Source organism: Chitinophaga sp. 01L420, assembly GCF_056399985.1.
Genome location: NZ_JBFTSK010000042.1, coordinates 1 through 22,717, shown reverse-complemented (window position 1 = coordinate 22,717; position 22,717 = coordinate 1). Strand labels below are relative to the sequence as shown.

The following is a 22,717-nucleotide window of genomic DNA, read 5'->3' as shown; positions in this document are numbered from 1 at the left end:
GGACCATCTATTTAAGTGAAAACTGGATGATTAAGGTCATCCAAAAATAGACAAATTTTGTAGGGTCAAATCGAATTGACGGAAAAACATTTTTAACTAAAAACTTTTTACCCATGGAAAAAAATACCGCAGCAACACCCGCCGCTTTCTCTTCGAAAGACTTTCATCAAACATTTGCCCGCCCCGTATATGTAAAGCAGGAAAAGCTGATCCACAAAAATGTAGAACAGGCGGGTGCACATACCCAGTTTTCTACCGAACGTAAACACCCGGTTTTCTTTGTAGACCTGCCCACCCAAAACGTGAGCATGACCATTGGTGGCCTGCTCCCGGGACAACTCACCAACAGACACCGGCATACCTACGAAACCGTGTTGTTTGTTCTGGAAGGAAAAGGATATACCGAAGTAGAAGACGAAAAAGTAGAATGGCAGGCCGGCGATGCCGTATACATTCCCAGCTGGGCATGGCATCGTCATCAGAACTTAAGTGACAGTGAGCCGGCAAGATATATTGCCTGCGAAAATGCACCACAGCTACAAAACCTGGGCGTGGCATTGCGGGAAGAAGAAGGCCGCGATCCCGCATGAGTCAAAGCATCTGCCACTTTATTATCATCTCACTAAATGAAAAAGAACATGAACGACACCGCAACATTCAAAGGCATCATTGCCTACCCCATCACCCCTTTTGATGCCGGAGAAAAAGTAGACCTGCCTTTATTTAAATCGCTGACGGAGCGCCTGGTACAATCCGGCGCCCATGGCATTGCTCCTTTGGGCAGTACCGGCGTGCTCCCCTATCTCAGTGATGAAGAGAAGGAAGCTATCACAGAAGCAGCACTGCAACAGGTAAATGGTCGGGTACCGGTACTGATAGGCGTATCCAATCTGACCACAGAACGCACTATTTATCATGCACGGTTCGCGGAAAAAGCCGGCGCCACCGCCGTAATGATCATCCCTATGAGCTATTGGAAGCTAACGGATGATGAAATTTTCCGTCACTATGAACAAGTGGCTGCTCAGTTGTCTATTCCTATTATGGCTTACAACAATCCGGCTACCGGTGGTATTGACATGTCGCCCGCACTGCTTAAAAGACTGTTGCAAATTCCTAACGTGACCATGATCAAAGAAAGCAGCGGAGATATCCAGCGTATGCATATCCTGCGCAAAGAATTGGGAGAAGCTGTGGCCTTTTATAACGGATCCAATCCGCTGGCGCTGGGTGCGTTCGCCGCGGGCGCCAGTGGCTGGTGTACCGCTGCCTTTAATTTAATACCGGCGCTTAACCGGCAATTGTACGAAGCCATCAGTCAGCATCGGCTGGATACTGCAAGGGATATTTTTTATCAGCAGTTTGAACTGCTGCAGTTCATTGTCAGCAAAGGCTTGCCAGCCGCCATACAGGCAGGATTAAAAATACAGGGCATTGAAAGTGGCTACCTGAGAAGTCCGTTGCAACCGTTGAGTGATCACGATTATCAGCAATTGTCAGCGATTTTAAGGCGTATGAACTAGTGTTTAGCGCCACAAGGATTATTGGTAGAAAGCCGTTCAATAAAAGCAATGCTGGCGGCCAGTATTTTGTTCATATTCCCGGTCAGCTGACCGGTATATCGCGGTAATCATAACATTCCGGTGCAGCAGTGATGGCCGCTAATAGCTGCTGCACATTTTCAAAAACAGGCGTTACATCCATCTCCTCATGATCCAGGAAGCAAATTTTATTTTTCAAAGTACCGGATATATGAATGCCTACATAATTGGAGCCACCGCAATCAATCAGCGGTGCAACCGTTTCCGGTAGTCCAAACTCGTCTCTGTATTGTATCAGTTCTTCAAATGCTGCTAAGGGCATTAGTCGAAAAGCGTCCCGCCATTCATAGTCTATCAATGCCTCCAGGTCTTCCTGCGGCAACGCCCATTTTTCGAACAATTGGCGGATATGATTCATCGTAATAATTTGAGCGGAAAGATATCTAAAATTCGTATCCTATCCCTCATCCAATGAAACAAAAAACCCCACGTTAAACGTGAGGTTTTCGTTTTTCCAGTGGAGTTTATATTAGTAAGTTGCGTCCATCAGCAATGATTCTCCCATTACTTTCATAAACAGTTGTTCATTCAGTAAGTCCTTGATAGATTTAATAATAAAGTCGGGAGAATAACCAAAGTGTGCGAGGTCATTTTCATGTGTTACCCCTGACAGCGTCAGGATAGTAGTGAAGCCCATGGAGCCGGCACCAAGGATATCAGTACCCATTGTATCCCCTATCATCACGGTTTCGTCGGTAGTCAATCCCAGTGTTTTCCTGGCCATGCGCATCATTACGGGACTGGGTTTACCCACACTAAAGGCTTTGATACCGCTGGCAGATTCCAGCATCGCTACGAGTGCACCGCATCCTGCTCTGTATTTGCCATCACCTATGGGGCAATTGGGATCCAGGTTAGTAGCGATTAATTTGGCGCCTTTCATAATCATATTGATGGCTTTATCAACAGATTCGAGCATGATCGTTCTGCCTTCACCAATAATCACATAATCAGGTTGGTCATCTACGATAGAATAGCCGGCATTGTGCAGTTCTGTAAGCAAGCCTCCTTCGCCGATTACATAGGCGGTTCCGTTTTCTTTTTTGGATGCCAGGTACCTGGCGGTGGCCATGGCGCAGGTAAAGATATCTTCGTCATTTACCTTAAAGCCCATCTTATTAAGCTTGTAGCAAACATCCCTGCTGGTTCTTTGGCTGTTGTTCGTCAGAAACAGAAAAGGAAGCCCTTTATCCCGGAGACCATTAATAAATTCTACAGCGCCGGGAATTGGTTCACTTCCCTTGTAGATTACACCATCCATGTCGATAAGAAATCCCTTTTTTTTCATAGCAATTCGATGTTGGTTACTTTATAAGTTGAACAGTAAAAAATAACATTCATAAAAACCTATGGAATGGATAAAGGCGGGAAGCTGCGTAGATACAGCAGTACATAGCGTACAGATAACAAGTAGAATTGTTATCCGGGTTAAAGATAATAATAATTTCCGGGAAAGGAAATTATTTAGAAAAAGTGATTCATTAAACGCAAAATAAACGGTTATGCTTCGTCTTTCGTATTCCTTACCAGGCCAATGCCCGATACGAAGAAGATAATGCCTATTATGGCAGCTACGAGTAATTCACGCCACTGCATGCTGTGCTTAATGAAACCAAAACCAGCATATATGAGGCCTATTATCCCCAAAACGGTCAGAATGGTCCCGAAAAGTCTTTTTACATTCATATATTAGCGTTTGACAGTATATAGGACAATATCTATGCCGCAAGGCCCCTGCCATCTAACAACTTGAACCATTGCTATATGTCGTACTTAACCTGGAATTATCGTTGTGTGCCTTTTTTCATCGAGGAAAGAATGGAAAATGATTTAGCCCAATATCCACTGCCCTCTATCAAAACATTTCAGCAGGAAAATGTATATCCTCCAGCGCTAAGAGCGCAACTGATCGATTATGTCGCTAACTGCTACCCGCTGGTAGCTACCAGTATCAGGAGAATCCGCCCCTATCAGGGCACTTTCACTTTTGACTTCTCCTATTATACAGACGGAGAAATCATCTTCAACAACTTTCTTTCAGATTATATCCAACAGAATGACTTTGCGATTCCGCCCCTGTGGCTGGAGCTGATCCGGCAAAAAGATTTCAGGGTGGAACAATTTAAGATTGATTATGAAGCGATCGATATCTTTCAAACAATAAAAGAAACGTTTGCAGAAGTGCCAACGATAAAAAAAGCCCTGAGATTTTAAAATGTAATGATGCATGGAAACACCCGACAGTAATGAAAACGAAGATATCTGGACCAGTGGATTCACCCCATTTACTACCTCCAGAGAAGAAATGGCACTATTTGCGGCACAATTAGGAGAAGTGATGATCACATCTGATACCATCACTGTCAACCATTATCTTTTCCAGCCTTCCATTGCTTATCAACAAACTACTTTTGCCGCGAAAGATATACGCAGCATAGATCTGACATCTTCTCCCCCCACCATACAGATCGGGAATGAATTAATTTTTGCGCCCACTATTCCTGTGAAAGAACTGAAAGCGTTTGCCAATACACATCAGATTCCTATCGTACGCCGGATTAACATCTGGAGCTGGATACTGGAACCTTTTCTGGACACACCGTATTCGGCAGCAACGGATCAATTACTGACCCGTAAACTGGAAGAATTGGGGCTCAGCGCCGAATTCATCTATACATTAAGACAGGAAGTAAAAATGCAGATGCTGAAGTATAACTTTGATACCATCCTTTGGGAATGGGTGTCATTAGACCTGCTGGATGTTTTAAATGCCATGTGGGCGAAATATACACCGGAGCAGTTCGGGGATTTCTATCGCCGCGCAATGGCCATTGCTTTAATGGCAGATAAATAAGCCGCTCCATCCCACTCAACCAGCATTGAACAAGGCTAAGCAGCATCTTTTACAGCTGTTTTGGATGACCTGATAAACAGCAGCGCCATCAAACCGCCCAGGAAACCCAGCGCAGCAGAGAGACGCATAATTTTCCCATAGGCGTCCACGAAGCCGGCATGATACACTTTAAGAACAGCCGCCTGTTGTGCGGGATCCAGCTCCTTCGGTGGCTGGGCGTTCCCCAGATTTACCGCCTGCGCTACTACCGTTTCCTTTTGCTGCTGCTCCAACGGAAAGGCATTCATATCCTTTTGCACCGCGGTAGAGAAAAACAATACCGCCAGTGAACCGAAAACAGCATTGGCAAAAACACCGGCAATACGGGTGATCGCATTATTGATGCCCGATGCCGTACCCGATAAATGATTACTTACCGCCCCCATCACAGTAGCAGTAAGAGGAGCTACCGTAAAAGACATCCCCAACCCCAATACCACGATACCCGGGAAGAAAGTGGTCCAATAATCGCCAGGACCCTTTGTTTGCCCGACGAAAGACAGCAGCAATAAACCGGCACCTGCCAAACAAGGCCCTATAATCAGGAATAGTCTGGGGCCATGCCGGTCAGCAAGGCTCCCTGCAAAGCGGGCAATGCCGATCATTAACACGGTGAATGGCAGAAAAGTAAGTCCCGACTCCAGCTGGCTGTACCCCTGCACCTGCACCATGTTCAGCGACAGGAACAACATACCTACTCCCAGACCGGCATACAGAAAGAAAGTGAGCAGGTTAGCCCCGCTAAAGGTCAGATTGGCGAACAAAGGCAAAGGCAGCATCGGATCACTGCTTTTATGCTCCACCACTATAAAGGCAACGAGCAATATGATCCCGGCAATAATAGATCCGTATACTTTTACATCTCCCAAACCCTCTGCCGGCATACGCAGGAAACCAAAGGTGAGCAAGGCTAGTCCAAAGGCAATGAGTATAGCTCCCGGAAAATCAAGTCCCTTTTGTGTATCTATCTCTTTACTTTCAGACACCTTCCATCCTAAAAACAATAATGCCATCACACCTATGGGCACGTTGATAAAAAAGATGTAACGCCATAAGCCCGCATCCGCCAAGGCACCACCTAATACCGGTCCGCCCATGGTCACCAGCGTAGTGATGGCTGACCAGGTGCCAATGGCTTTTCCTCTTTCGTTTTCATTGATACCCGAGGAAATGAGAGACAGACTTCCAGGTATCATCAGCGCACCACCGATGCCCTGTATCATCCGGAAAATGATCAGCAGGGTGGCGCTACCCGCCAGGCCACAGGCCGCAGAGCCGAGGATAAAAATAAAGATCCCGGTCATAAATACTTTCTTACGCCCCAGCCTGTCGCCCAGCGTACCTCCTATCAATATCAGGGAAGCCAGCATCAACAGGTAAGCATTTAAGACCCAGAAGAGGTCCGCTCCGGAGGCTTTCAAATTCTTTTGCAGAGAGGGTAACACCACATTCAATGCGGTACCATCTATAAAAGCCATGGCAGAGGCTAAGATGGTGGTCACCATAATCCATTTGCCTTCGGCACTCCGGAGCGATACGGTTGTCATAATTGTGGAGATGAGAATAACAAGTTAACATACATTCCTACAAAATGTTCCCTCTCCACCATCATTTATCATACCGTTAACCACCGGTCTACAGAATACCTGCCACCACCAGCTATAAATAGCACGATACAAATTCCCAGTACCAGCAGATGATACTCGAAGCCTTCCTGCCCGGCAGGTAATTTCCCGAACCAGTTCATAAAAAACCCGTTCTTCGCATGGATGCAGGTGATCATGCCGATAAACAATCCAAAAATGCCAATGGCTGCCACCCGGGTGCCGGTACCTGTGAGCAGCATGAGCATCCCTCCGCATTCAATGATGATGGCCAGCGCTGCTATGTATGCGGGCAATCCGGCTACGCCCGTCATATACTTCATTTCGCCGGATAATCCCGGCCCATTAAACCATCCGAACATTTTCTGCACGGCATGTGGGAACAATACAATACCTACGGTCAGTCTTAATACCAGGGAAGTCCAGCTGTTATCCGTTGCTAAAAGTTGATACATCATTTCTTTGTACATTTTATTTGATACAAAGGTGGGTTAACAGGCACCTGTTATCCTGTGACATTTATCAAAAAATAATCGCCAACAATATCACATTTTCCTGGCCGCCTGGCTTCGGATACGGCTCAGGGTTTCCCGGGTAATGCCCAGATAAGCCGCAATATGTTGCTGGGAAAGACGCTGCTCAATAGCACCGTAATCCTCCAGGAACGCATGATACCGCTCTTCTGCAGATTTCTGTAACAACAGCACCCTTTTTTGTCCGATCGCGAAAGCTTGTTGCAATACTTTATGAAAATACCGCTCTAACACAGGAATCTCGCTATACAATGCTTCCAGGGCATCCGCGTTTATCTGCAGCACCTCTGTTGCTTCCAACGCCTCTATGTTATAAACGGAAGGCGTTTGGGTAAGCAGACTATACCTGTCAGTGATCCACCAGTCTTCAAACCCAAAATGAACAATGCGCTCCCTCCCTTCGGTATCTACTTCGTATTGACGCATCCCTCCCTTTATCACGAAGTAATCACGTTTGCAGATATCCCCTTCCTGTAGCAGGTACTGATGCTTCCGCAGCTTCTTTAACTCCAGTGCGTTACAAAATATTTGCAGATCGGTTTCGTCAAGGGTAATGTACCGGGCTATATGATTCAACAAGCGTGTATACATGCGTCAAAGATAAAAGTTTATGCCGCCAAAAGTGCTGTTGCTGCATTCTTTTGTTAACTACCTTGCCCGGTGGATAAACGATATCCCCTATCTTTGGTCTATTACTGAAATTGTTGCGGTAATGCATAAAATCAGGCTAACTTTCGTCCTATATGAAATTTAAAATAACTGCAGGTACACTTATCCTCCTCGTCACCTTTACCCTCACCATCTTTGGACAAACTTTGCCAAATGAAAAAGTGATCTTCTCATTTGACACGCAGAATGGAAAAACGGTCACATTATCCAAAGAAAAAAAAGGCAAGTATCTTATTTACAGGTTTGGCACCAAAAGCAAAACGGAATTTGAATTCCCCGGCAAATCAAAAAACAGCCAGGCAGCGTTCACCTATTCCTATTGGCTGCGTGGTGGTGGAGTTGCCAATGCAGGCATCGACTTAAACTATGTTTACTTCACCTATGATAATTTCAGGTATGTTATTTACGATACTTATTTTGCAGAGGGTGATAAATGGCGTTTAGGCGTAAAGGTTATCAACCTGCTGTCCGGCAACACTACCGATATACCAGGCAAAGTGAAAACACGCAAAGGAACCCTGATCGGTTTCAGAGAAGATACAACCATTACACATGGCGATGAACTATTTGACTGACCCACAGATATTCAGTAGAACGTTGCCTTATTTCCGGCATCGGGCTAAGCCTGCTGGCTAAACTATTTCTTTAAAGCTACCCTTCCGGCACTACTTCCAGGTCTGTCACCAGGTTCAATTTCTGTATGTTCTTCTTTTTGAAAACATCCAGCACCGCCTTTATTTTAGGGTAAGGTGTCTCGTTATCCGCCTTAATGCAATACTTCAACTTATTTAGTTCTTTCCCTTGTGTGGCCATAGCGTAATCCAGCCAGATAGCCAGTTCATTGTTTGCAGAATCGGTAGATATACCGGTTTCTATGGCCGCATTCTTCCTGGCTTCCGACTTCAATGCCAGATAACTTTTCAGGTTCTTGATATCAGTTCCTACGCTGGCACCCAGCACGAAATTGCGCATTTCCGCCGGTGATAATCCAAGGTGAAAATTCTTATCAATATCTGTGATCAATTGCTGCCGATATCCCTGTCCGGGTAAGTCAAAAAAGATTCGTCCTTTCTTATCTACTGTCAGTAATATCACGTTGGACTCCGGTAACATAGTAGTAGTAATAGAAGAGGGAGTAACAACCGATACCGGTTCACTGGGTGTAAATTTAGTGGCGAGCATGAAAAAGGTCAACAGTAGAAAAGCAACGTCCGTCATGGCTGTCATATCCACCAGCGTGCTTTTACGGGCCATTTTAATTCTGGGCATATCTTTATTTTTTAGGATGATAGTAGCATAAGTATTCCCTGTCAGCATTGGTCCATGCTAATATGCAGTGAAATATTTATTATATTTCATTAGAGACGCAGTTGCGGCAAAAATCCATAACCCCGGTTTCGTTTTCTTACAATGCCCCGCCTATCCGCCATCGTACTTTTGAAGTGTTAAACATTACTACATCTAAAAACTTCATCATCATGAAAAAGCTTCTGAAATACTTCATTTACCTGATACTGTTGGCTGGCATTACCATTGGCGCTTTAGAACTGTTCAGCACTTATAAGCCTTCTACGTCTATCCATACCGAAGCGCCGGTTATAACGCATCGCACCATCCTGATTAATGCACCAGTAGAAAAAGTATGGAGCGTTTTCGGTGATATCGACCGCTGGCCTGCCTGGCAAAAGGAAATCCCTTCCATTAAGCTCAATGGCCCATTGCAGACAGGTACTACATTCGACTGGAAAAATAAAGGGCTGACGATTCATTCTACTCTTCACACGGTGGACTCCTTACATAAAATAGGCTGGTCCGGTACGGCCTTTGGATCATTTGCCATTCATAACTGGACATTTACGGCAAAAGGAAATACTACGGAAGTAGCCGTAGATGAAAGCATGGAAGGATGGCTGGTGTGGCTATTAAAAGGTACTTTCCAAACGGCGCTTGACAATTCCTTAACCTCCTGGCTGGCAGCCTTAAAAACTGCGGCGGAAAAGTGATCTGGTTTCATTGAATTGCTTATATTTACCGCTGCCCGAAATAAAATAAAAAACGTTAACCATATGTCAGCATCGAATTTGTTTATTGTCATGCTCGAGAACAGTCAATCAGAGCAACTTCCCATCAACATATTTTTAACGCAGGCGGTACTCAGCGGCATTGTCACTAACGTTTATCCTGAATTTGCAGAAATCAGGGACGATAGTGGCAAACGCTGCGTAATAGCGCTGCATAAAATTGAAGCCATACAAAGTATTTAACAGGAACCTATATTTTTCTTTATTGAATTTTACAGCATGGACCAGACAACGCAAAAACCAGATAATGCTTTACCGGGACTTATCCGTAAAGTATTAGGCAGCCCACATTCCGAGCAGGTCATAAAAGCGCAGATCATACAACTGGCATCGCAAAACCTGCATGTACCGGAAGTCACCACTGCATTACTGGAAGTGCTGCCACTCACAAAAGACAAAGAAACCCGTGACCGGCTGGTACAGTTCCTGTCCGGATTAAATACTTCCCGCTTCCCGGATACAGCCCCTTTATTTGCTGCATTGCTGGATTTTTTCAAACAGGAAAAAGACAGGGAGATAAGAACCTCCTTATTGTACCGGTTACAGGAAAGTATACATCAGGATCCCCGGCTGGCCGGATTTTTCATTGAGCTGAGCGGAGAAGAAAACCTGAGTGAACCGGAACTGCTGGCCGTACAGGAAGCCATCGCTTCCCTCCCATCTATATCAGCAGCTACTGCACTGGCGGCGTTGCTGAAAAACGTACACGCACCTACGTTATTACAACAGCAGGCCATCGAACTGGCAGAACGATGCCCCGTGTGGGACAATACCATGGTGGCCGGCTTACAACCTTATCTTGATGTAAAAAATGACAGGGAAATACGCTTCCGCATTTTGTCCAGACTGGCAGATGCCCGCCTGCTGGATGTCAGCTATGCCAAGGTGATCATCCCTGTTTTACAAACAGACAATGATGTATATGCCCGCGAAAAAGCGCTGATCGCCCTCACCAGGATTAAACCATGGACAGAGGAAATCATACTGCAACTATTCTGGTCGGCTACACAGGATGGAGAAGCCACGATACGCAGTGCTGCCTTAAAGTTGCAGAACGAATTACCGGAACTCAACAACGAACAACTGATAAAATTAGCAGGGCTCCTGTCATCCGACCATTCCGCCGGCGTACGGACAACACTGCTACAGTTGCTAAAACCCGTGATGCGCATTCCGGAGATCCGGCAGGCAGTTGCCACCGCCTTCTCCGGAAATCCAGGTGTATATGACGCCGATGAATTTAACCTGCTCACCGATATGCTGGCGCCTTATGCCGGACGTGATGAACAAATCAGCACCTTATTAATGAATAGTATTAAAGACCTCCCCAACACAGCGCAGCGTAAGAAAGTACTGCAGCTGGTACTGGGTAAGGTAAGTATAGAAAAAGTACTGGCACCCGTGCTGCAATTATTTCAGCGGGAACGCAATGAAGAACTGCGCGACATCTTATTTAACCAGGTAAAAGCCTTGTCTGTTACCAGACACCCGGAACTGGTGGATGCCTTTTGTGAAGAACTGGTGGAACCCGGATCTCCTTTCAGGGTTACCTGCGCCGGTATACTCGCCAATGCGGCAGAGTCGTACCCACAGATTGTGCCCGCGCTGGAAGAGGTGCTGTTATACGACAACGACCGCGAACTGGTACGACTGAGCCTGGACGGCTACCTGCGCCCTGCAATAGAAAAGAAATTCGACATCCTGCTCGCCGTAGTGAAAAATGAAGTGATAGACACCAGCTCACGGCAGAAAGCACTGGATGCGCTGATCAAACTTTCCTTGAACGAACAACAACAGGAAATGCTGGCGGATGCTTTATCCGGCATGAAACCTGGTACTCTAAAAACTTCCTGATGAGTAGCTTACTGGATGAAATTAAAACAAGAAGAACGGCCAACACGGAGCAATCACTGATGATGCTGGACATGGTATCGCTTTCTGATACAGATACCAAATATTCTTTGCTGGCCTCCGCAGGCCACTATCTGCAGGACCCTGCCATCATGGAAAAATGGATGAACCTCCTGGCAGGTGAAACAGATACCCGGCTGAAAGCAGATATGCTGTATCGCCTGGCTGCCGGCGGGTTACAGGCCATCCCCAACAAAAACTATTTTATTGAATTACTGGCCGGCATGTTGCAACAGGATGAATCACGGGATATCATCCTCCCACTGCTGGGCAGATTTTCTATCACCGATACCTACGCCAGGGAAAAATTGCGCTCCTTTTATACGCAACAAACGAATGCGGATACTTCCCGGCAAATCCTTTCCTGGCTGTTGATACGCGTGGATGCTGATGAAGCAGACATCGCCTTTTATACAGCGCTTATCGACAAGGTAGACGAAACGGATAAACTGGTACTCGTTAACCGCTTATTATTACAGGACAGACTGGCAACAGACAGCATAGAAAAATTACTGCAACCCGAAGAACCGGCTGCCATCAAGGAAATGGTGCTGCGCTATTGCGTGGATCGCTCCATTGTTTTTGAAGCAGCCCTATGCAAACTGATCCGCGCAGATAAAAGCCCCCTGCTCAGAAAATGGAGTATTCAATTGCTGGCCGTAAATGGTATCCGGGAGACCAGCGTAACAGATACTATCTTACATACGCTGAAACTGGATCCTGATCCCGCAGTGCGACAAGCGGCGCTGAACATATTTGAATACAGTATATCACTCACACCGGCTAATATTGATTACCTCTGTGCCTGTTTATTAACCGAAAAAGATATGGCCGCGGCAGGACAGCTGTTACAACTGCTGGCGCCTTATACAGAGCGGAATGAGTCGTTGACCAATGCCCTCCTGGGTTTACTGGATCAGGAAATTCAAGCTACGCTGGCCGTGCAGCTATATGATATTTTAGGGAGACAGGTACCTGTACGTTACCCTTTATTCGAAAAATTCATCTCGGCATATGAAAAAGAACAACGGGATGATTGTAAAGCAGCCATATTAAAATCTATTACCACCGCCGTCACGTTTGGAGATGAGCTGAATGCCTTCTACGCCAAAGCGCTGGAAGCCCCTTCTACAGCTATTAAGGAATGGGCCATCCGTGGCTTTTTGTTAATACCACTCACGGCAGAAAACACCGCTGTAGTGGCTGCGGCCGCCCCCGTGTTATTACACCAGGAGTTAAATACCCAACTGCGTGCGCTGCTCGCCAAAAAGATCAGCTGCATTCCGAAGTTGCCGGCGGCAACAGTACAGATCTTTCTTCGCCTCGCAGATCATGAAACCAATGATCAGATCAGGCATATCTGCACACAGGTACAGGAACAAGCTATTGCACAGTCAGGTGGTGAAAATATCAACTGGGAACAATGGCTGCATAAAGTCAGCGTTGAACATAATCTCAGTGGCATCTTCCCCCATCTCTGGCTGTTTTATAACGACAACCCGCAAATGGCCAACCGCATTCTCGTAGCAGCACTGGACCCCAACAGCAGCGGCAGCCTGTACCAGGAAAGCCTGTCTGATGTGGAAATACTGCGTTTCCTGGCGGCAAATGCAGGCCTCGATGACCAGTTGAGCAGATATATACTACACCAGTTGCTACATACCGATTTAGGCAATGAATCCAAATTCAAACACTACCTGCTGGTGCTGAAAAGCAATCCAACCACCCCGGAACTGAAAGACGGTTTGTGGATGTTACTGGAAAAAAGAAGCCGGTATATTCCGCTTATTCAACTGGACGAATTGATGCGGATGATATGGGGCGCAGACCTGGAAGCAGCATTCAGGCAACGGCTATTGCGGCAAACCACCGTGGCCGGTGTACTGCCCTATATGGCATACCTGGCAGCCAACAACACCTGGGAGCCAGCATTTGATTTATTGAAAGCAGCACTTCAAATAACAGGCAACTCCTCCGAACACGATTTTCAGGACATACTTAAAACCGCCTGTCGCAATGGTGGCTGGGATATGGAAACATTACTCCGTACCGCTACTCCGGCAGCAACAAGTACAGACGATGATGGCCCCGGCTTCGCCGACTGAGTGAAAAATAGTATGTACCGGTAAGGAGACAAAAAATTTAATCATCTCTATTAAACATGGATATGGCAGAAGAACTAGCTTTATTCGATATACTTTTATCAGCAGAACGTAGTACCACCGATCGTTTGGAGGCACTTCGCGGACTACGCCCTTTCCTGGAAACAGGAGAAGGTGTCAACAAACTAACGGAAGCCATCCAGGCAGAAAACAGTATCGAAGTGAAGCACGCCATGCTTAGCCTGCTTTGCCACATTGATATTACCCGCATCACAGAACGTGCGCAATACATACATGCGCTGGCTATTATCGCCTGCCTTGATCCGGAGCGGCCCCTGAGATACCTTGCCCTGGAGCGGCTGGCCACACTGGTGGCGCATATACCCGAGATTGCCGAAATACTGACAGATACCCTGGTGAATGACCTGGATACCAACATTCAATTCATCTGTATCACAGGACTTCGTAACAGTGTGGAGAAAACAACGGACACCATTACTAAAGTCGCCTCATATATTCCAGTGGCGCCACCGGAATGCCGGGAGTCCCTGCTGGCCCTGGTGCAACAGTTTCCGTCTCCACATGCAGCAGAACTGGCCTTATTATTCCTGGACCCATTAGAGCAGGAACATATCCGGCAATCAGCCATACAGTTCCTTGCTGGTATGCCTTTGCTGCCGGCGCCAATACTGGCCCATCTGACCGCAAAGCTATCCGGCGAAACATCTTTGTATGTGCGGAATGCCATCATTCAGTTGCTATCAGCCATGAGAACCGTAGATCCTTCGCTCTTTGCGGATATGTTTGCGGCACTGCAGCGGATGCCTGATCAGCCGGAGTTGCTGACACTGGTCACCGGCCGACTGGTAGCCAATCCCCACCTGCAGGAAGATTTTAATCAACTGTTTGCACAAACAACATCAGCCGGTTTGAAGATCCGGTTGTTGACACTTTTACAACAACATGATCTGCCGCACCTGATTATCAGTGGACTCCAGGATAAAAACCCTTACGTCCGCGAAGCGGTACTGCCACTGCTGATACTTCAGTTCCCGAAACAACAGGAACAGCTGGAACCTGCACTGGCAAAAGCTATACAGTCAGAGCCACTTACGGGCTTACGCAGCTCCCTGCTGGATGTCATCCTGCAAACAGGACGCAAGTCGCCACAAACAGAAGCCCTGCTGGTAACGCTGGCTGTAGCGGAAACAGATCATGCCCTGAAAATAAAACTGGCCACCGCCGTTTGTGAAATCACCATCACAAACGAAAACAGACCATCATTACTGCAGCTGTTTGCCGGCATCATGGAAGGCGCCTGGTACCCGCCCACCCTGAAACAACAAGTGATTAACCGGTTGCAGACGTTCGCCTATAGTGATGATCCGGACCTTAAAAAAAGTATGGGCTTACTCCTCGAACAGGCAAAAGATATTTATGAGCTGGATCGCATCTATCGTTTACTAAAAACGCTGGAAACAGATTTCAGTCAGCTAGCCCCTTCTCTGCTCCGTGCTTTGTACCGGCATATTGCCTGGTATCCGCAGCAACCGCTGGATGAATGGGTGCAGCTGTTAGGTAAACTGGCAGACCAACATGCGGAGATACGGGCAGAACTGCCTTATTTCGTTTCTCTCACCAAAGCGAACTGGCTGCTGAAAGGCGCAGACAAAGCCGATCAAACAGGCGCATTCCTCCCCGCTTTTCAGCAAACGATGCTGAAAAGAAACGGTATGCAAACCTACATGGAAGCCCAGCGACTACTTACCGAAGCATGGAATAACAGAACCATCAAAAAGAATGAAGTAGTAGAGCTGTATAAAATGCTGCTGCGTACACCTAAATCGGACGGACTGTTGCAACAGCTCCTCAGCATCATGCAACAGGGTAAACTGGTCACACCGGAGCTGGTAACGCTGAGTCTTGACTATATTTTAGTATCGCAGGACAAAGACGGCGTTTACCAGGTGAGAAAATACCTGGAGCAGGTCGGATTCATTGACCTGGAATACCGTCAAAGGCTGGTCAGCATTTTTACGCAAGCGCACTACCAGCGATACATGCAGTTTAATGCACCGGAAATCAATTCCAAAAAACGTTATACCACACTCAACGAATGGGAATACAGCGGATGGATTTGTCCATATACCCAGTGGCCGGTGGCAGCGCTCATCTTTGCAATAGAACCCGGCGACCTTCCTGCAAAAGTATTCAACGAACTACCCGACAGCAGCCTGGAACCTGCAGCCACCCTGCCTTACCTTGTGCTGGAACACCTGTTCCGGAATTCGAACGGTATCTGGGCTAAGTATCTGTATAAAGACGAGGAGCGCTTTGAGCAATTCCTCACATGGCTGTATAATGGCTACAGACAACTATCTGCCAACAATGCGCTGGGTGATCGGATGCTGTTTGTTTTCTGGAAGAAGTGGAATGACTATGTACAATTGTTGAACGGCAAACCGGTACCAGTCATGCTCGCGGATGCTGCAGCTCATATCTATCTCGGCATATGCCAGGTGTTAAAACAACTGGAGCCGGCGTTTAACGGCAAGCAGTTCCCTAATGTGCTGAAGGCGATGAATAGTGCAGTGGTGCAGCAAAACTGGCCATGGAGTAATGATTTCTGGGAAACATTTGAATACAAATATTTTCCGAAGAAAGACCCCGATCAGGAATCTGCCGTGCAGTTATTTCAGCGGGCAGCCAGCGCTTTACAGTCGGACAAACTGGAAGAAGGCTATCAGCTGCTGAAAGAACTGTTGCAGTACTATCCCCATACCCGGCAGGTGAAAGAGAAACTGACGGTGATTAATAATGCCATCCAGGAACTGGACGCGAAGTTCGCCGCAAAATAGTATACACATACAATGATGATGTCTCAAAAATAAATTAAGTACATTCATGCCTATCATCTTTAGAACTGAAAATTAAAATGAAGCAGGTATCAATCCTATTTTCCTTTTGTTTGGGTATAGCTTTCCCTAGCGCCGCACAACAATCATCTTCCAGACTACCAACAGACTTAATTCAATACTTTGCAGGGAAATGGGAAGGAAAGGGCACTTTTTCCAACGGCAAGCCAATAGCTGCTACAGCTACCTTTACCATGTCGCTCGATAGCAGCTGGCTGCAATATGAACATAAGGATATCCCACCCAATCGATATAAGGCACTTTCTTTATGGGGTACAGAAAAAGATGGTTCTTTGCTTGCTTTTATATTTGATAGCTTCCAGGGACACCGGCAATTTCATGGCGACTATACACGAAAAGACAGATTGGTGCTAACTAATACAGAGGTGAACCAGGCTGGCAGAAAAGCCTATCAACATTTTATCTACGAAAAATTATCTCCTGCTACATTTAAGATGGCTTTTGAAATGAGCCAGGACAGCATTCAATGGCGTACGGTAGATACGTTGATATTCAGTAAAATTATCTAGTACTTCGCAAAAAGGGGCCGCCTCACTGATGAGACGGCCCCTTTTACAGTAAGCTGTTTTTTTAGAACTCGATATCGTCTGCTACATTTCCGCCCTGTGCTTCAGAAAAAAGTTTTTCATACTTCGCTCTGTAAGCAGCCTGCTTTCTATTGTAGCCATCAAAATCTGCCGCTATTTCACGATGAAGTTGTTCGTTCCAGTTACTGGCGGCAATCTGAAAGTCGCCCAGGGAAATGCCGTACTGGTCCACGATCCACTGTGCACCGTCTAAGCCATAGTCGTAGGCAACCTGCCGTGCTACTTCCAGCTCATCATAAAAGTCTTTATCAGTTTTAATCTTTTCTGTATTCCCTGCGGCTGCGGGAGAAAGGTTAGGCTTTACGTTGCTGAACTTCGGATGCTGATCAGCCTGACCAAAATATTGACCAAACAGGGTTACAATATGAAAGGTTTCGTCCTGCTTCATACGTTCAGGCCAAAGCAGGTTAGCTTCCTGCCATACGGGTAACTCCACCCCCAAAGCACTGGCGATGTCCTGCTCACTCAGGCCACTTCCCATTTTTGCGCAGGCAGCGCTGTAATCTTCTAAGCTAATACCGTGAATGGGTGCTAATAATGGATTTTCTGACATATAGTTGATGTTTAGTAATGACCAATAGCGATGTCTTTCAACAGACGTTCATAAAATTTTTCATTCTCTGCAGCCATATCCGGTACTATTTTATTCCACTCATCAAACATGGCGCGTAAATACTGTCGCTGTAACTCCGGATTTTTAGGCTGTCCTTCGGCTGCTTTACGAAGATCAGCGGTTCGCTGCTCTGCCAGACCACGTGCGTTATGCAATACCATCTGCGCTTCGGTAGACGGCATAAAAGTATTCTGGGTTTGACAAAACGGGCAACTGACATAGGTAGCAATAAAAAACATTTGAGGAATGCTGATATTGCCGCCACATTGCTGACAGTTGAAATCATCTTTTATCTTTTCAAAAGCCGCCAGTTGTTCCTGGTACGCCGCTTCCAGGTCCTGCTCTCCTGCTGCTTCCTTTAACCGAAAGAAAGCGGCATTTAGTTTCTCTTCAAAAATATAATGCCTGTTCAGACAGGCCATCCTGAAGGTATGCAACAGGTCGTGGTATTGACGGCCGGCATTAGAAGTGATAGACGGAATAGCCGCCTCACCTGCATCAATGGTACCAACGATTTGTTCGGCTCTTACCTGGTTAACTTTAGTACGCATCTGCGATAGCTGTCCCTGCAAGCCTAAGAGCATATGACCATGTGCTCTTTTATAAGGATCAGTGTCTTGCTCAAAAACAGCCTTCAACTCTGGTATCGCTGCACTACACATTTCTGCTATCCGTGCTTCCAGTTTATCAAGAAAAGCAAACCATCTTGTCTGCGTTTCATTCACATGGGCAATCAGTGCCGGGTTATCATATTTCTTCTCAAAAAAACCAAACATGAACTAGGAATTATTCTCTTTTTTGATGTGAATACCATCGGTGAGTTTTACCTCCATGAATACAAAACCACAATAGGCACAGGAAGTAAGTCCGTGCCGGAACGCTCTGCCCGCGCCACAATTAGGGCAATCGCGCGCATCCATACTGGCATCTTCTTTCTTTACCTCCCCACCATAATTTTTTTGCTGTAAGGCAGTTTGCTTCAGTTTTTCCAGATAGGTCAGTGTTCGTTTTTTCTCTTCTTCACTCATGGGTAATGTGTTATAATAATTTCAGCAATGCTTCTTTTTTAGCGGTGTATTCTGCCTGGTTAATCAGGCCTGCTTCAAAAAGATGCTTTAGTTGCTGAAGCCGGGTAGTTACATCTTCGGGTGGCAGGCCAGGCTCCGTAGGCGGCGGCACTGACTGCACCTGGTTCAGGAGGATGCCCATCGCCATTGCCTGCTGTGCTGCGTTTCCGATGGCGGTGTTATCTTTATCCATCGCATTCGCCAGGCTAAACTGTGTGAACTTATTCATATCCGTAACCATATTCATGCCACTCACTTTATCGAAATGCCTGAGCACCTCTTCCGGTAACGTAGCATTGCTGATAGTAAAGCGGGTTACTTCCAGTCCAAAATCAGAAAAGTAAGGTTGAATGAGTGGTTGTATTTTTTCATTCAATGCAGTAAGGTTACCTGCCACATCTACCACAGAGATATTAGCGCGGGCCAATGCTTCCGCAAATTTAGGGGCGATGAAATCACGTAGCTGCCATTCCAGCTCCCGGATAYCAAGTTGCGGGAAAGTCCCGGCATACTCCCGGAAAAATTTGACTACGTCTACAATACGAATGTTATAAGCACCAAAAGCACGGATACGCACCTGTCCGAAGCTGCTGTCACGCATCAGTACCGGCGCAGGTGTTCCCCATTTAAGGTTGACAAACTGATGCGTATTGAAGAAATAAATATCTGCTTTGTATGGACTCTGAAAGCCATATTTCCAACCTTTCAGACGGGTGAGTATGGGAATATTCGCAGTGTCCAACGTATATTTCCCGGCAGTAAAAACATCTGCTACGCGGCCTTCATTCAGGAAAAGCGCCGATTGGCTTTCCCTTACCGTTAGCACTGCCCCATTTTTTATTTCTTTGTCCTCATCTGGAAACTTCCACATCAGCAGGTCCGGATCGGGGGGCACAGATTCAATGATTTCAACAAACGGTATGGTCATATTGTCTGGGTTTAAACATTCAAAAGGTGCTGAAAATATGGTTCCTACCCGCAGCTACCCACTTCCCGTGAAATGAAAATACCAGTTTCCGGGTATTTCCACAAGTTAAGGTTTTAATAATTTTGTAACAAGTTAACACACCTATTATTCATTTCGGAAACCATCATCTTTAAAACATGAAATATACATTACTTTTTTCGATTGCGCTCTCCACACTTCTTTACTCCTGTAGCAAGGACGACGCCACCAAAGCCCCAACTGATCAAGATATACTGAATAAAAGAATTGAAGATATCATTCCTAAAAAGTATCTCGACACGTTGAAAGTATTAGGGTTTAATATCAATGAAGGGGTAACTCCGCCTAATGTAGAAGGCACCTACGATATCCAGCCATATATTCTCGATACCAGCAACCTGGACGTGGATGAACCCCGTGGCTACAGATTCCACGATGGTGTAGTCCGTTTATCCGGACAAAACAATAAGGATTTCAGTATAAAACTGATTGGAGAACATTTCCTCACAGATTCAGATACCAGTATCACTACCGCCATTTCCGGCAGTGGCAATAATTTTACGGTATATGGCAAAGTAAAATCCGTATCCGGCAGTCACTCTGCCATCGCAGCCATTATCATGACGGCCACGAAAGAAGCGAATGGGCTCAGGAACTTTAAGATTGGCATTATTAACATCGACGACAGCAATGGCGGAGGCGTATTTATTCCGCAAGGCAAAGGCCGCGTAGCACATGATGCTGATTTCATCTCAGAAAAAAGAGCTGAAAAAGTGGCGCCTGCCGATCATAACAGGGAAAGCCTTTCCAAAGGCATACTGGATAAGTAGTGGAGTCCTATCTTTCAATAATAAAGGGCAGTGCCGGATAAATCCCGGCACTGCCCTTTTTCTTTAACCTTCCTTAACATTAAAGCAACCCTTGTTAACCTCCTTTTGGCGGCAGTGCAGCTACTTTCGTTATCACTTACGAAGTAAACGCTGACTATGAAACAAAATTACTTACTGCTGATTGCCTGCTGCTTTGCATTTGTTGCGCAAGCACAAAAAACGGGGTCCATCAAAGGAACACTCATGGACACCATTGCCCAACAGCCCGTGGCATCCGCCACGATTACATTGTTGAAAAAAAAGGACTCCTCCCTGGTGACCTTCACCATGACCAACAACAAAGGAAACTTTGAGCTGACGGGCATCGCCGCCGGGGAATACCGCCTGCTGGTGACGCATGTAAAATATCACCCGGTGAGCCGCGCTGTTAGCATTAGTGCCAGCGAGTCAGACATTCGTCTTCCCACCATCATCCTGCATGACCTCAACAGAACACTGGATGAAGTAGTGGTGAATGCCGAATCTCCGCCCGTTACACTCATTGGTGATACAGTGCAGTATAACGCCGGTTCTTTTAAAACGATCCCTAATGCAAACGTGGAGCAACTCCTCAAAAAAATGCCGGGGATACAGGTGGGCAAAGATGGGACTGTAAAAGCACAGGGACAGAAAGTAAAACGCATCCTGGTGGATGGCAAAGAGTTTTTTGGTACCGACCCGAAGATTGCTACCAAAAATCTGCCTGCAGACGCGGTAGACAAAGTACAGGTATATGACAAAATGAGTGATGCCGCACAGTTAACCGGTTTTGATGATGGCAACAGTGAAAAGACCATCAACCTGAAACTAAAACAGGACAAAAAGAAAGGCTGGTTTGGAAAAGCTACAGCCGGCGGTGGTACCAACGACCGCTATGATGGAAAATTCAATCTCAACTCTTTTAAAGGCACCCGGCAACTATCTGCCATAGGTATGGCAAACAACACCAATGCAGAAGGTTTCTCTTTTATGGACATGATGAGTTTTAACGGGGAACTAAACCGCATGCAACAAAGCGGCAATGCCAGCTTCACTGTCAATGYCGACGATCCTGTTTCCGCTGTGATGGGCGGCGGTAACAGCAGTGGCATTAAAACCGTAGGTGGTGGTGGATTAAACTACAATAACATCATTGGCAAAAAGATCGATTTTACCAGTAACTACTTCTACAACCACTATAACCCTCAACAGGAAAGTGATGTACARCGACAGTATTTCCTGCCCGACTCCTCCTACTTCTACCAGCAACATACCAACAGCAATAATGTGAACAATACACATCGGGCTAATGTGAGTGCCGATATCCAGATAGATTCTTCGCAATCACTTAAAATAACAGCTTCTGCCGGCTACCAGGAAAATCGCAACAGCAGTCAAAGCAACTATAAAACACTTACCGAAGATCAACAGCTGGCGAATGAAGGCTTCAGTAACAACCAATCTTCCGGCAAAGGCAGCAATGTTAGCAGTGATATATTGTACCGGAAAAGATTTCAACGCAAAGGGAGAACATTTTCGCTCGGACTGCAAACCAGCTTCAATAATACAGAAAGCAATGGCAGCCTGCTTTCCGTGAATCACTTTTATAATCGTAAACCAGAATTTGATTCCATCTTTCAACACAATACCATCAAAGGCGACATGAAGAGTTATAATGTGCGTGCCGTGTATACGGAACCGTTATTTAAACGCTCGCTGCTTGAATTCAGTCTGGGTAGAAGCAATACCCACAGCACAGCAGATAAAGTCACCTATGATTACAATCATAGTACGGGCCAGTTCGATCACCTGAACACTGACCTTACCAATGATTTCGAAAACACGTACGGCTATACGAATGCAGGGTTCCGGATACGTACCAAGCAACAAAAATTCAGTTTAGCGGCAGGCCTCAACTGGCAGCAGGCCGCCCTGGAGGGAAAGATTATGGCAGGCACGAAAGATTCCCTTGCCCGAAAAACGTTCAACAACCTGCTACCATCGCTGCGGTTTCAATATAATTTTACCCGTTACCGCAACCTCAGTATCAACTATACGGCGATTACCAACCAGCCTACCATGTCACAATTGCAACCCGTTCCCGATATCACGGATCCGCTCAATATCCGGGAAGGTAACCCCTATCTGAAACAGGAGTTTTCACATCTCGCACAGCTGAGTTTTATGTCGGTAGATCCTTTCAGGAATAAAAACCTGTTCGCTTTTTTCAATCTGCAGGAAACGCAGCATAAGATTGTAGATGATGATGTAGTAGATAGTTTGGGTATCAAGCACACCCGTCCGGTAAACGTAAACGGCGTATATA

24 protein-coding genes are annotated in these 22,717 nt (G+C 46.1%); 13 read left to right on the top strand and 11 right to left on the bottom strand.

The window, feature by feature from the left end; translation table 11 throughout:
- The first annotated feature begins 113 nt into the window (after nt 1–113).
- Both AC1DP6_RS28760 and AC1DP6_RS28755 read left to right on the top strand, forming a co-directional pair.
- Complete coding sequence (locus AC1DP6_RS28760) at nt 114–590, top strand: cupin domain-containing protein (protein ID WP_477057962.1); 477 nt, start codon at nt 114–116, stop codon at nt 588–590.
- 48 nt (nt 591–638) lie between these two features.
- The gene (locus AC1DP6_RS28755) at nt 639–1,523 is read left to right on the top strand and encodes a dihydrodipicolinate synthase family protein (protein WP_477057961.1); all 885 of its coding nucleotides are present in this window, start codon (nt 639–641) and stop codon (nt 1,521–1,523) included.
- An 82-nt stretch (nt 1,524–1,605) separates the two neighbouring features.
- Here the strand turns inward: AC1DP6_RS28755 and AC1DP6_RS28750 are convergent, their stop codons facing one another.
- From AC1DP6_RS28750 to AC1DP6_RS28740, 3 genes are all read right to left on the bottom strand, one after another.
- Nucleotides 1,606–1,959 (bottom strand): hypothetical protein, encoded by a 354-nt coding sequence (locus tag AC1DP6_RS28750; protein WP_477057960.1) that lies wholly within the window; start codon nt 1,957–1,959, stop codon nt 1,606–1,608.
- Between the two features lie 111 nt (nt 1,960–2,070).
- A complete protein-coding gene (locus AC1DP6_RS28745; protein WP_133810714.1) occupies nt 2,071–2,889 on the bottom strand; it encodes an HAD-IIA family hydrolase in 819 nt (272 codons plus the stop codon).
- A gap of 212 nt (nt 2,890–3,101) precedes the next feature.
- Entirely contained in the window at nt 3,102–3,287 is a 186-nt protein-coding gene (locus AC1DP6_RS28740) for a hypothetical protein (RefSeq protein ID WP_477057959.1), read from the bottom strand.
- A gap of 78 nt (nt 3,288–3,365) precedes the next feature.
- Between AC1DP6_RS28740 and AC1DP6_RS28735 the strand changes: the two genes are divergently transcribed.
- Nucleotides 3,366–3,815 carry a hypothetical protein gene (locus AC1DP6_RS28735; protein WP_477057958.1) on the top strand — a complete coding sequence of 150 codons (450 nt, stop codon included), beginning with the start codon at nt 3,366–3,368 and terminating at the stop codon, nt 3,813–3,815.
- A 13-nt stretch (nt 3,816–3,828) separates the two neighbouring features.
- Entirely contained in the window at nt 3,829–4,455 is a 627-nt protein-coding gene (locus AC1DP6_RS28730; RefSeq protein ID WP_477057957.1) for a hypothetical protein, read from the top strand.
- Between the two features lie 35 nt (nt 4,456–4,490).
- Here the strand turns inward: AC1DP6_RS28730 and AC1DP6_RS28725 are convergent, their stop codons facing one another.
- From AC1DP6_RS28725 to AC1DP6_RS28715, 3 genes are all read right to left on the bottom strand, one after another.
- The gene (locus AC1DP6_RS28725; protein ID WP_477057956.1) at nt 4,491–6,041 is read right to left on the bottom strand and encodes an MFS transporter; all 1,551 of its coding nucleotides are present in this window, start codon (nt 6,039–6,041) and stop codon (nt 4,491–4,493) included.
- Nucleotides 6,042–6,109: 68 nt separating this feature from the next.
- Nucleotides 6,110–6,556, bottom strand: coding sequence for a DoxX family protein (locus AC1DP6_RS28720; protein ID WP_477057955.1), 447 nt, complete (start codon nt 6,554–6,556; stop codon nt 6,110–6,112).
- 87 nt (nt 6,557–6,643) lie between these two features.
- The gene (locus AC1DP6_RS28715) at nt 6,644–7,222 is read right to left on the bottom strand and encodes a Crp/Fnr family transcriptional regulator (RefSeq protein ID WP_477057954.1); all 579 of its coding nucleotides are present in this window, start codon (nt 7,220–7,222) and stop codon (nt 6,644–6,646) included.
- Between the two features lie 152 nt (nt 7,223–7,374).
- Between AC1DP6_RS28715 and AC1DP6_RS28710 the strand changes: the two genes are divergently transcribed.
- Nucleotides 7,375–7,875: a hypothetical protein gene (locus AC1DP6_RS28710; protein ID WP_477057953.1), complete on the top strand. Its 501-nt coding sequence runs from the start codon at nt 7,375–7,377 to the stop codon at nt 7,873–7,875.
- Between the two features lie 76 nt (nt 7,876–7,951).
- On the opposite strand, the gene AC1DP6_RS28705 is transcribed toward AC1DP6_RS28710, so the two are convergent.
- Nucleotides 7,952–8,569 (bottom strand): ExbD/TolR family protein, encoded by a 618-nt coding sequence (locus AC1DP6_RS28705; RefSeq protein ID WP_477057952.1) that lies wholly within the window; start codon nt 8,567–8,569, stop codon nt 7,952–7,954.
- 209 nt (nt 8,570–8,778) lie between these two features.
- On the opposite strand from AC1DP6_RS28705, the gene AC1DP6_RS28700 reads away from it, so the two are divergent.
- From AC1DP6_RS28700 to AC1DP6_RS28675, 6 genes are all read left to right on the top strand, one after another.
- Nucleotides 8,779–9,303 carry an SRPBCC family protein gene (locus AC1DP6_RS28700; RefSeq protein WP_477057951.1) on the top strand — a complete coding sequence of 175 codons (525 nt, stop codon included), beginning with the start codon at nt 8,779–8,781 and terminating at the stop codon, nt 9,301–9,303.
- Between the two features lie 63 nt (nt 9,304–9,366).
- Nucleotides 9,367–9,564, top strand: a complete 198-nt coding sequence (locus tag AC1DP6_RS28695) for a hypothetical protein (protein WP_477057950.1) — start codon at nt 9,367–9,369, stop codon at nt 9,562–9,564.
- Between the two features lie 36 nt (nt 9,565–9,600).
- Nucleotides 9,601–11,235: a hypothetical protein gene (locus AC1DP6_RS28690; RefSeq protein ID WP_477057949.1), complete on the top strand. Its 1,635-nt coding sequence runs from the start codon at nt 9,601–9,603 to the stop codon at nt 11,233–11,235.
- Nucleotides 11,235–13,397 carry a HEAT repeat domain-containing protein gene (locus AC1DP6_RS28685; protein ID WP_477057948.1) on the top strand — a complete coding sequence of 721 codons (2,163 nt, stop codon included), beginning with the start codon at nt 11,235–11,237 and terminating at the stop codon, nt 13,395–13,397. Before AC1DP6_RS28690 ends, AC1DP6_RS28685 begins: the two co-directional genes overlap by 1 nt.
- A 62-nt stretch (nt 13,398–13,459) precedes the next feature.
- Nucleotides 13,460–16,252: a hypothetical protein gene (locus tag AC1DP6_RS28680; protein ID WP_477057947.1), complete on the top strand. Its 2,793-nt coding sequence runs from the start codon at nt 13,460–13,462 to the stop codon at nt 16,250–16,252.
- Nucleotides 16,253–16,329: 77 nt separating this feature from the next.
- A complete protein-coding gene (locus tag AC1DP6_RS28675) occupies nt 16,330–16,839 on the top strand; it encodes a hypothetical protein (RefSeq protein ID WP_477057946.1) in 510 nt (169 codons plus the stop codon).
- 61 nt (nt 16,840–16,900) lie between these two features.
- Here the strand turns inward: AC1DP6_RS28675 and AC1DP6_RS28670 are convergent, their stop codons facing one another.
- From AC1DP6_RS28670 to AC1DP6_RS28655, 4 genes are read right to left on the bottom strand one after another with little or no spacing between them, the layout of a single operon-like run.
- Nucleotides 16,901–17,470, bottom strand: a complete 570-nt coding sequence (locus tag AC1DP6_RS28670) for a DUF6620 family protein (RefSeq protein WP_477057945.1) — start codon at nt 17,468–17,470, stop codon at nt 16,901–16,903.
- An 11-nt stretch (nt 17,471–17,481) separates the two neighbouring features.
- Entirely contained in the window at nt 17,482–18,306 is an 825-nt protein-coding gene (locus AC1DP6_RS28665) for a hypothetical protein (RefSeq protein ID WP_477057944.1), read from the bottom strand.
- 3 nt (nt 18,307–18,309) lie between these two features.
- The gene (locus AC1DP6_RS28660) at nt 18,310–18,558 is read right to left on the bottom strand and encodes a hypothetical protein (RefSeq protein ID WP_477057943.1); all 249 of its coding nucleotides are present in this window, start codon (nt 18,556–18,558) and stop codon (nt 18,310–18,312) included.
- 10 nt (nt 18,559–18,568) lie between these two features.
- Complete coding sequence (locus AC1DP6_RS28655; RefSeq protein ID WP_477057942.1) at nt 18,569–19,525, bottom strand: SPFH domain-containing protein; 957 nt, start codon at nt 19,523–19,525, stop codon at nt 18,569–18,571.
- A 176-nt stretch (nt 19,526–19,701) separates the two neighbouring features.
- On the opposite strand from AC1DP6_RS28655, the gene AC1DP6_RS28650 reads away from it, so the two are divergent.
- Nucleotides 19,702–20,373 carry a hypothetical protein gene (locus tag AC1DP6_RS28650; RefSeq protein WP_477057941.1) on the top strand — a complete coding sequence of 224 codons (672 nt, stop codon included), beginning with the start codon at nt 19,702–19,704 and terminating at the stop codon, nt 20,371–20,373.
- A gap of 156 nt (nt 20,374–20,529) precedes the next feature.
- Nucleotides 20,530–22,717: outer membrane beta-barrel protein (locus tag AC1DP6_RS28645; RefSeq protein WP_477057940.1), on the top strand; the 2,188-nt coding region annotated here is incomplete at its 3' end.

Bases quoted from the DNA above. Each gene is read 5' to 3' on its own strand.
- AC1DP6_RS28760 (WP_477057962.1), top strand. From the start codon at position 114: ATGGAAAAAAATACCGCAGCAACACCCGCCGCTTTCTCTTCGAAAGAC.
- AC1DP6_RS28755 (WP_477057961.1), top strand. From the start codon at position 639: ATGAACGACACCGCAACATTCAAAGGCATCATTGCCTACCCCATCACC.
- AC1DP6_RS28750 (WP_477057960.1), bottom strand. From the start codon at position 1,959: ATGAATCATATCCGCCAATTGTTCGAAAAATGGGCGTTGCCGCAGGAA.
- AC1DP6_RS28745 (WP_133810714.1), bottom strand. From the start codon at position 2,889: ATGAAAAAAAAGGGATTTCTTATCGACATGGATGGTGTAATCTACAAG.
- AC1DP6_RS28740 (WP_477057959.1), bottom strand. From the start codon at position 3,287: ATGAATGTAAAAAGACTTTTCGGGACCATTCTGACCGTTTTGGGGATA.
- AC1DP6_RS28735 (WP_477057958.1), top strand. From the start codon at position 3,366: ATGTCGTACTTAACCTGGAATTATCGTTGTGTGCCTTTTTTCATCGAG.
- AC1DP6_RS28730 (WP_477057957.1), top strand. From the start codon at position 3,829: ATGGAAACACCCGACAGTAATGAAAACGAAGATATCTGGACCAGTGGA.
- AC1DP6_RS28725 (WP_477057956.1), bottom strand. From the start codon at position 6,041: ATGACAACCGTATCGCTCCGGAGTGCCGAAGGCAAATGGATTATGGTG.
- AC1DP6_RS28720 (WP_477057955.1), bottom strand. From the start codon at position 6,556: ATGATGTATCAACTTTTAGCAACGGATAACAGCTGGACTTCCCTGGTA.
- AC1DP6_RS28715 (WP_477057954.1), bottom strand. From the start codon at position 7,222: ATGTATACACGCTTGTTGAATCATATAGCCCGGTACATTACCCTTGAC.
- AC1DP6_RS28710 (WP_477057953.1), top strand. From the start codon at position 7,375: ATGAAATTTAAAATAACTGCAGGTACACTTATCCTCCTCGTCACCTTT.
- AC1DP6_RS28705 (WP_477057952.1), bottom strand. From the start codon at position 8,569: ATGCCCAGAATTAAAATGGCCCGTAAAAGCACGCTGGTGGATATGACA.
- AC1DP6_RS28700 (WP_477057951.1), top strand. From the start codon at position 8,779: ATGAAAAAGCTTCTGAAATACTTCATTTACCTGATACTGTTGGCTGGC.
- AC1DP6_RS28695 (WP_477057950.1), top strand. From the start codon at position 9,367: ATGTCAGCATCGAATTTGTTTATTGTCATGCTCGAGAACAGTCAATCA.
- AC1DP6_RS28690 (WP_477057949.1), top strand. From the start codon at position 9,601: ATGGACCAGACAACGCAAAAACCAGATAATGCTTTACCGGGACTTATC.
- AC1DP6_RS28685 (WP_477057948.1), top strand. From the start codon at position 11,235: ATGAGTAGCTTACTGGATGAAATTAAAACAAGAAGAACGGCCAACACG.
- AC1DP6_RS28680 (WP_477057947.1), top strand. From the start codon at position 13,460: ATGGCAGAAGAACTAGCTTTATTCGATATACTTTTATCAGCAGAACGT.
- AC1DP6_RS28675 (WP_477057946.1), top strand. From the start codon at position 16,330: ATGAAGCAGGTATCAATCCTATTTTCCTTTTGTTTGGGTATAGCTTTC.
- AC1DP6_RS28670 (WP_477057945.1), bottom strand. From the start codon at position 17,470: ATGTCAGAAAATCCATTATTAGCACCCATTCACGGTATTAGCTTAGAA.
- AC1DP6_RS28665 (WP_477057944.1), bottom strand. From the start codon at position 18,306: ATGTTTGGTTTTTTTGAGAAGAAATATGATAACCCGGCACTGATTGCC.
- AC1DP6_RS28660 (WP_477057943.1), bottom strand. From the start codon at position 18,558: ATGAGTGAAGAAGAGAAAAAACGAACACTGACCTATCTGGAAAAACTG.
- AC1DP6_RS28650 (WP_477057941.1), top strand. From the start codon at position 19,702: ATGAAATATACATTACTTTTTTCGATTGCGCTCTCCACACTTCTTTAC.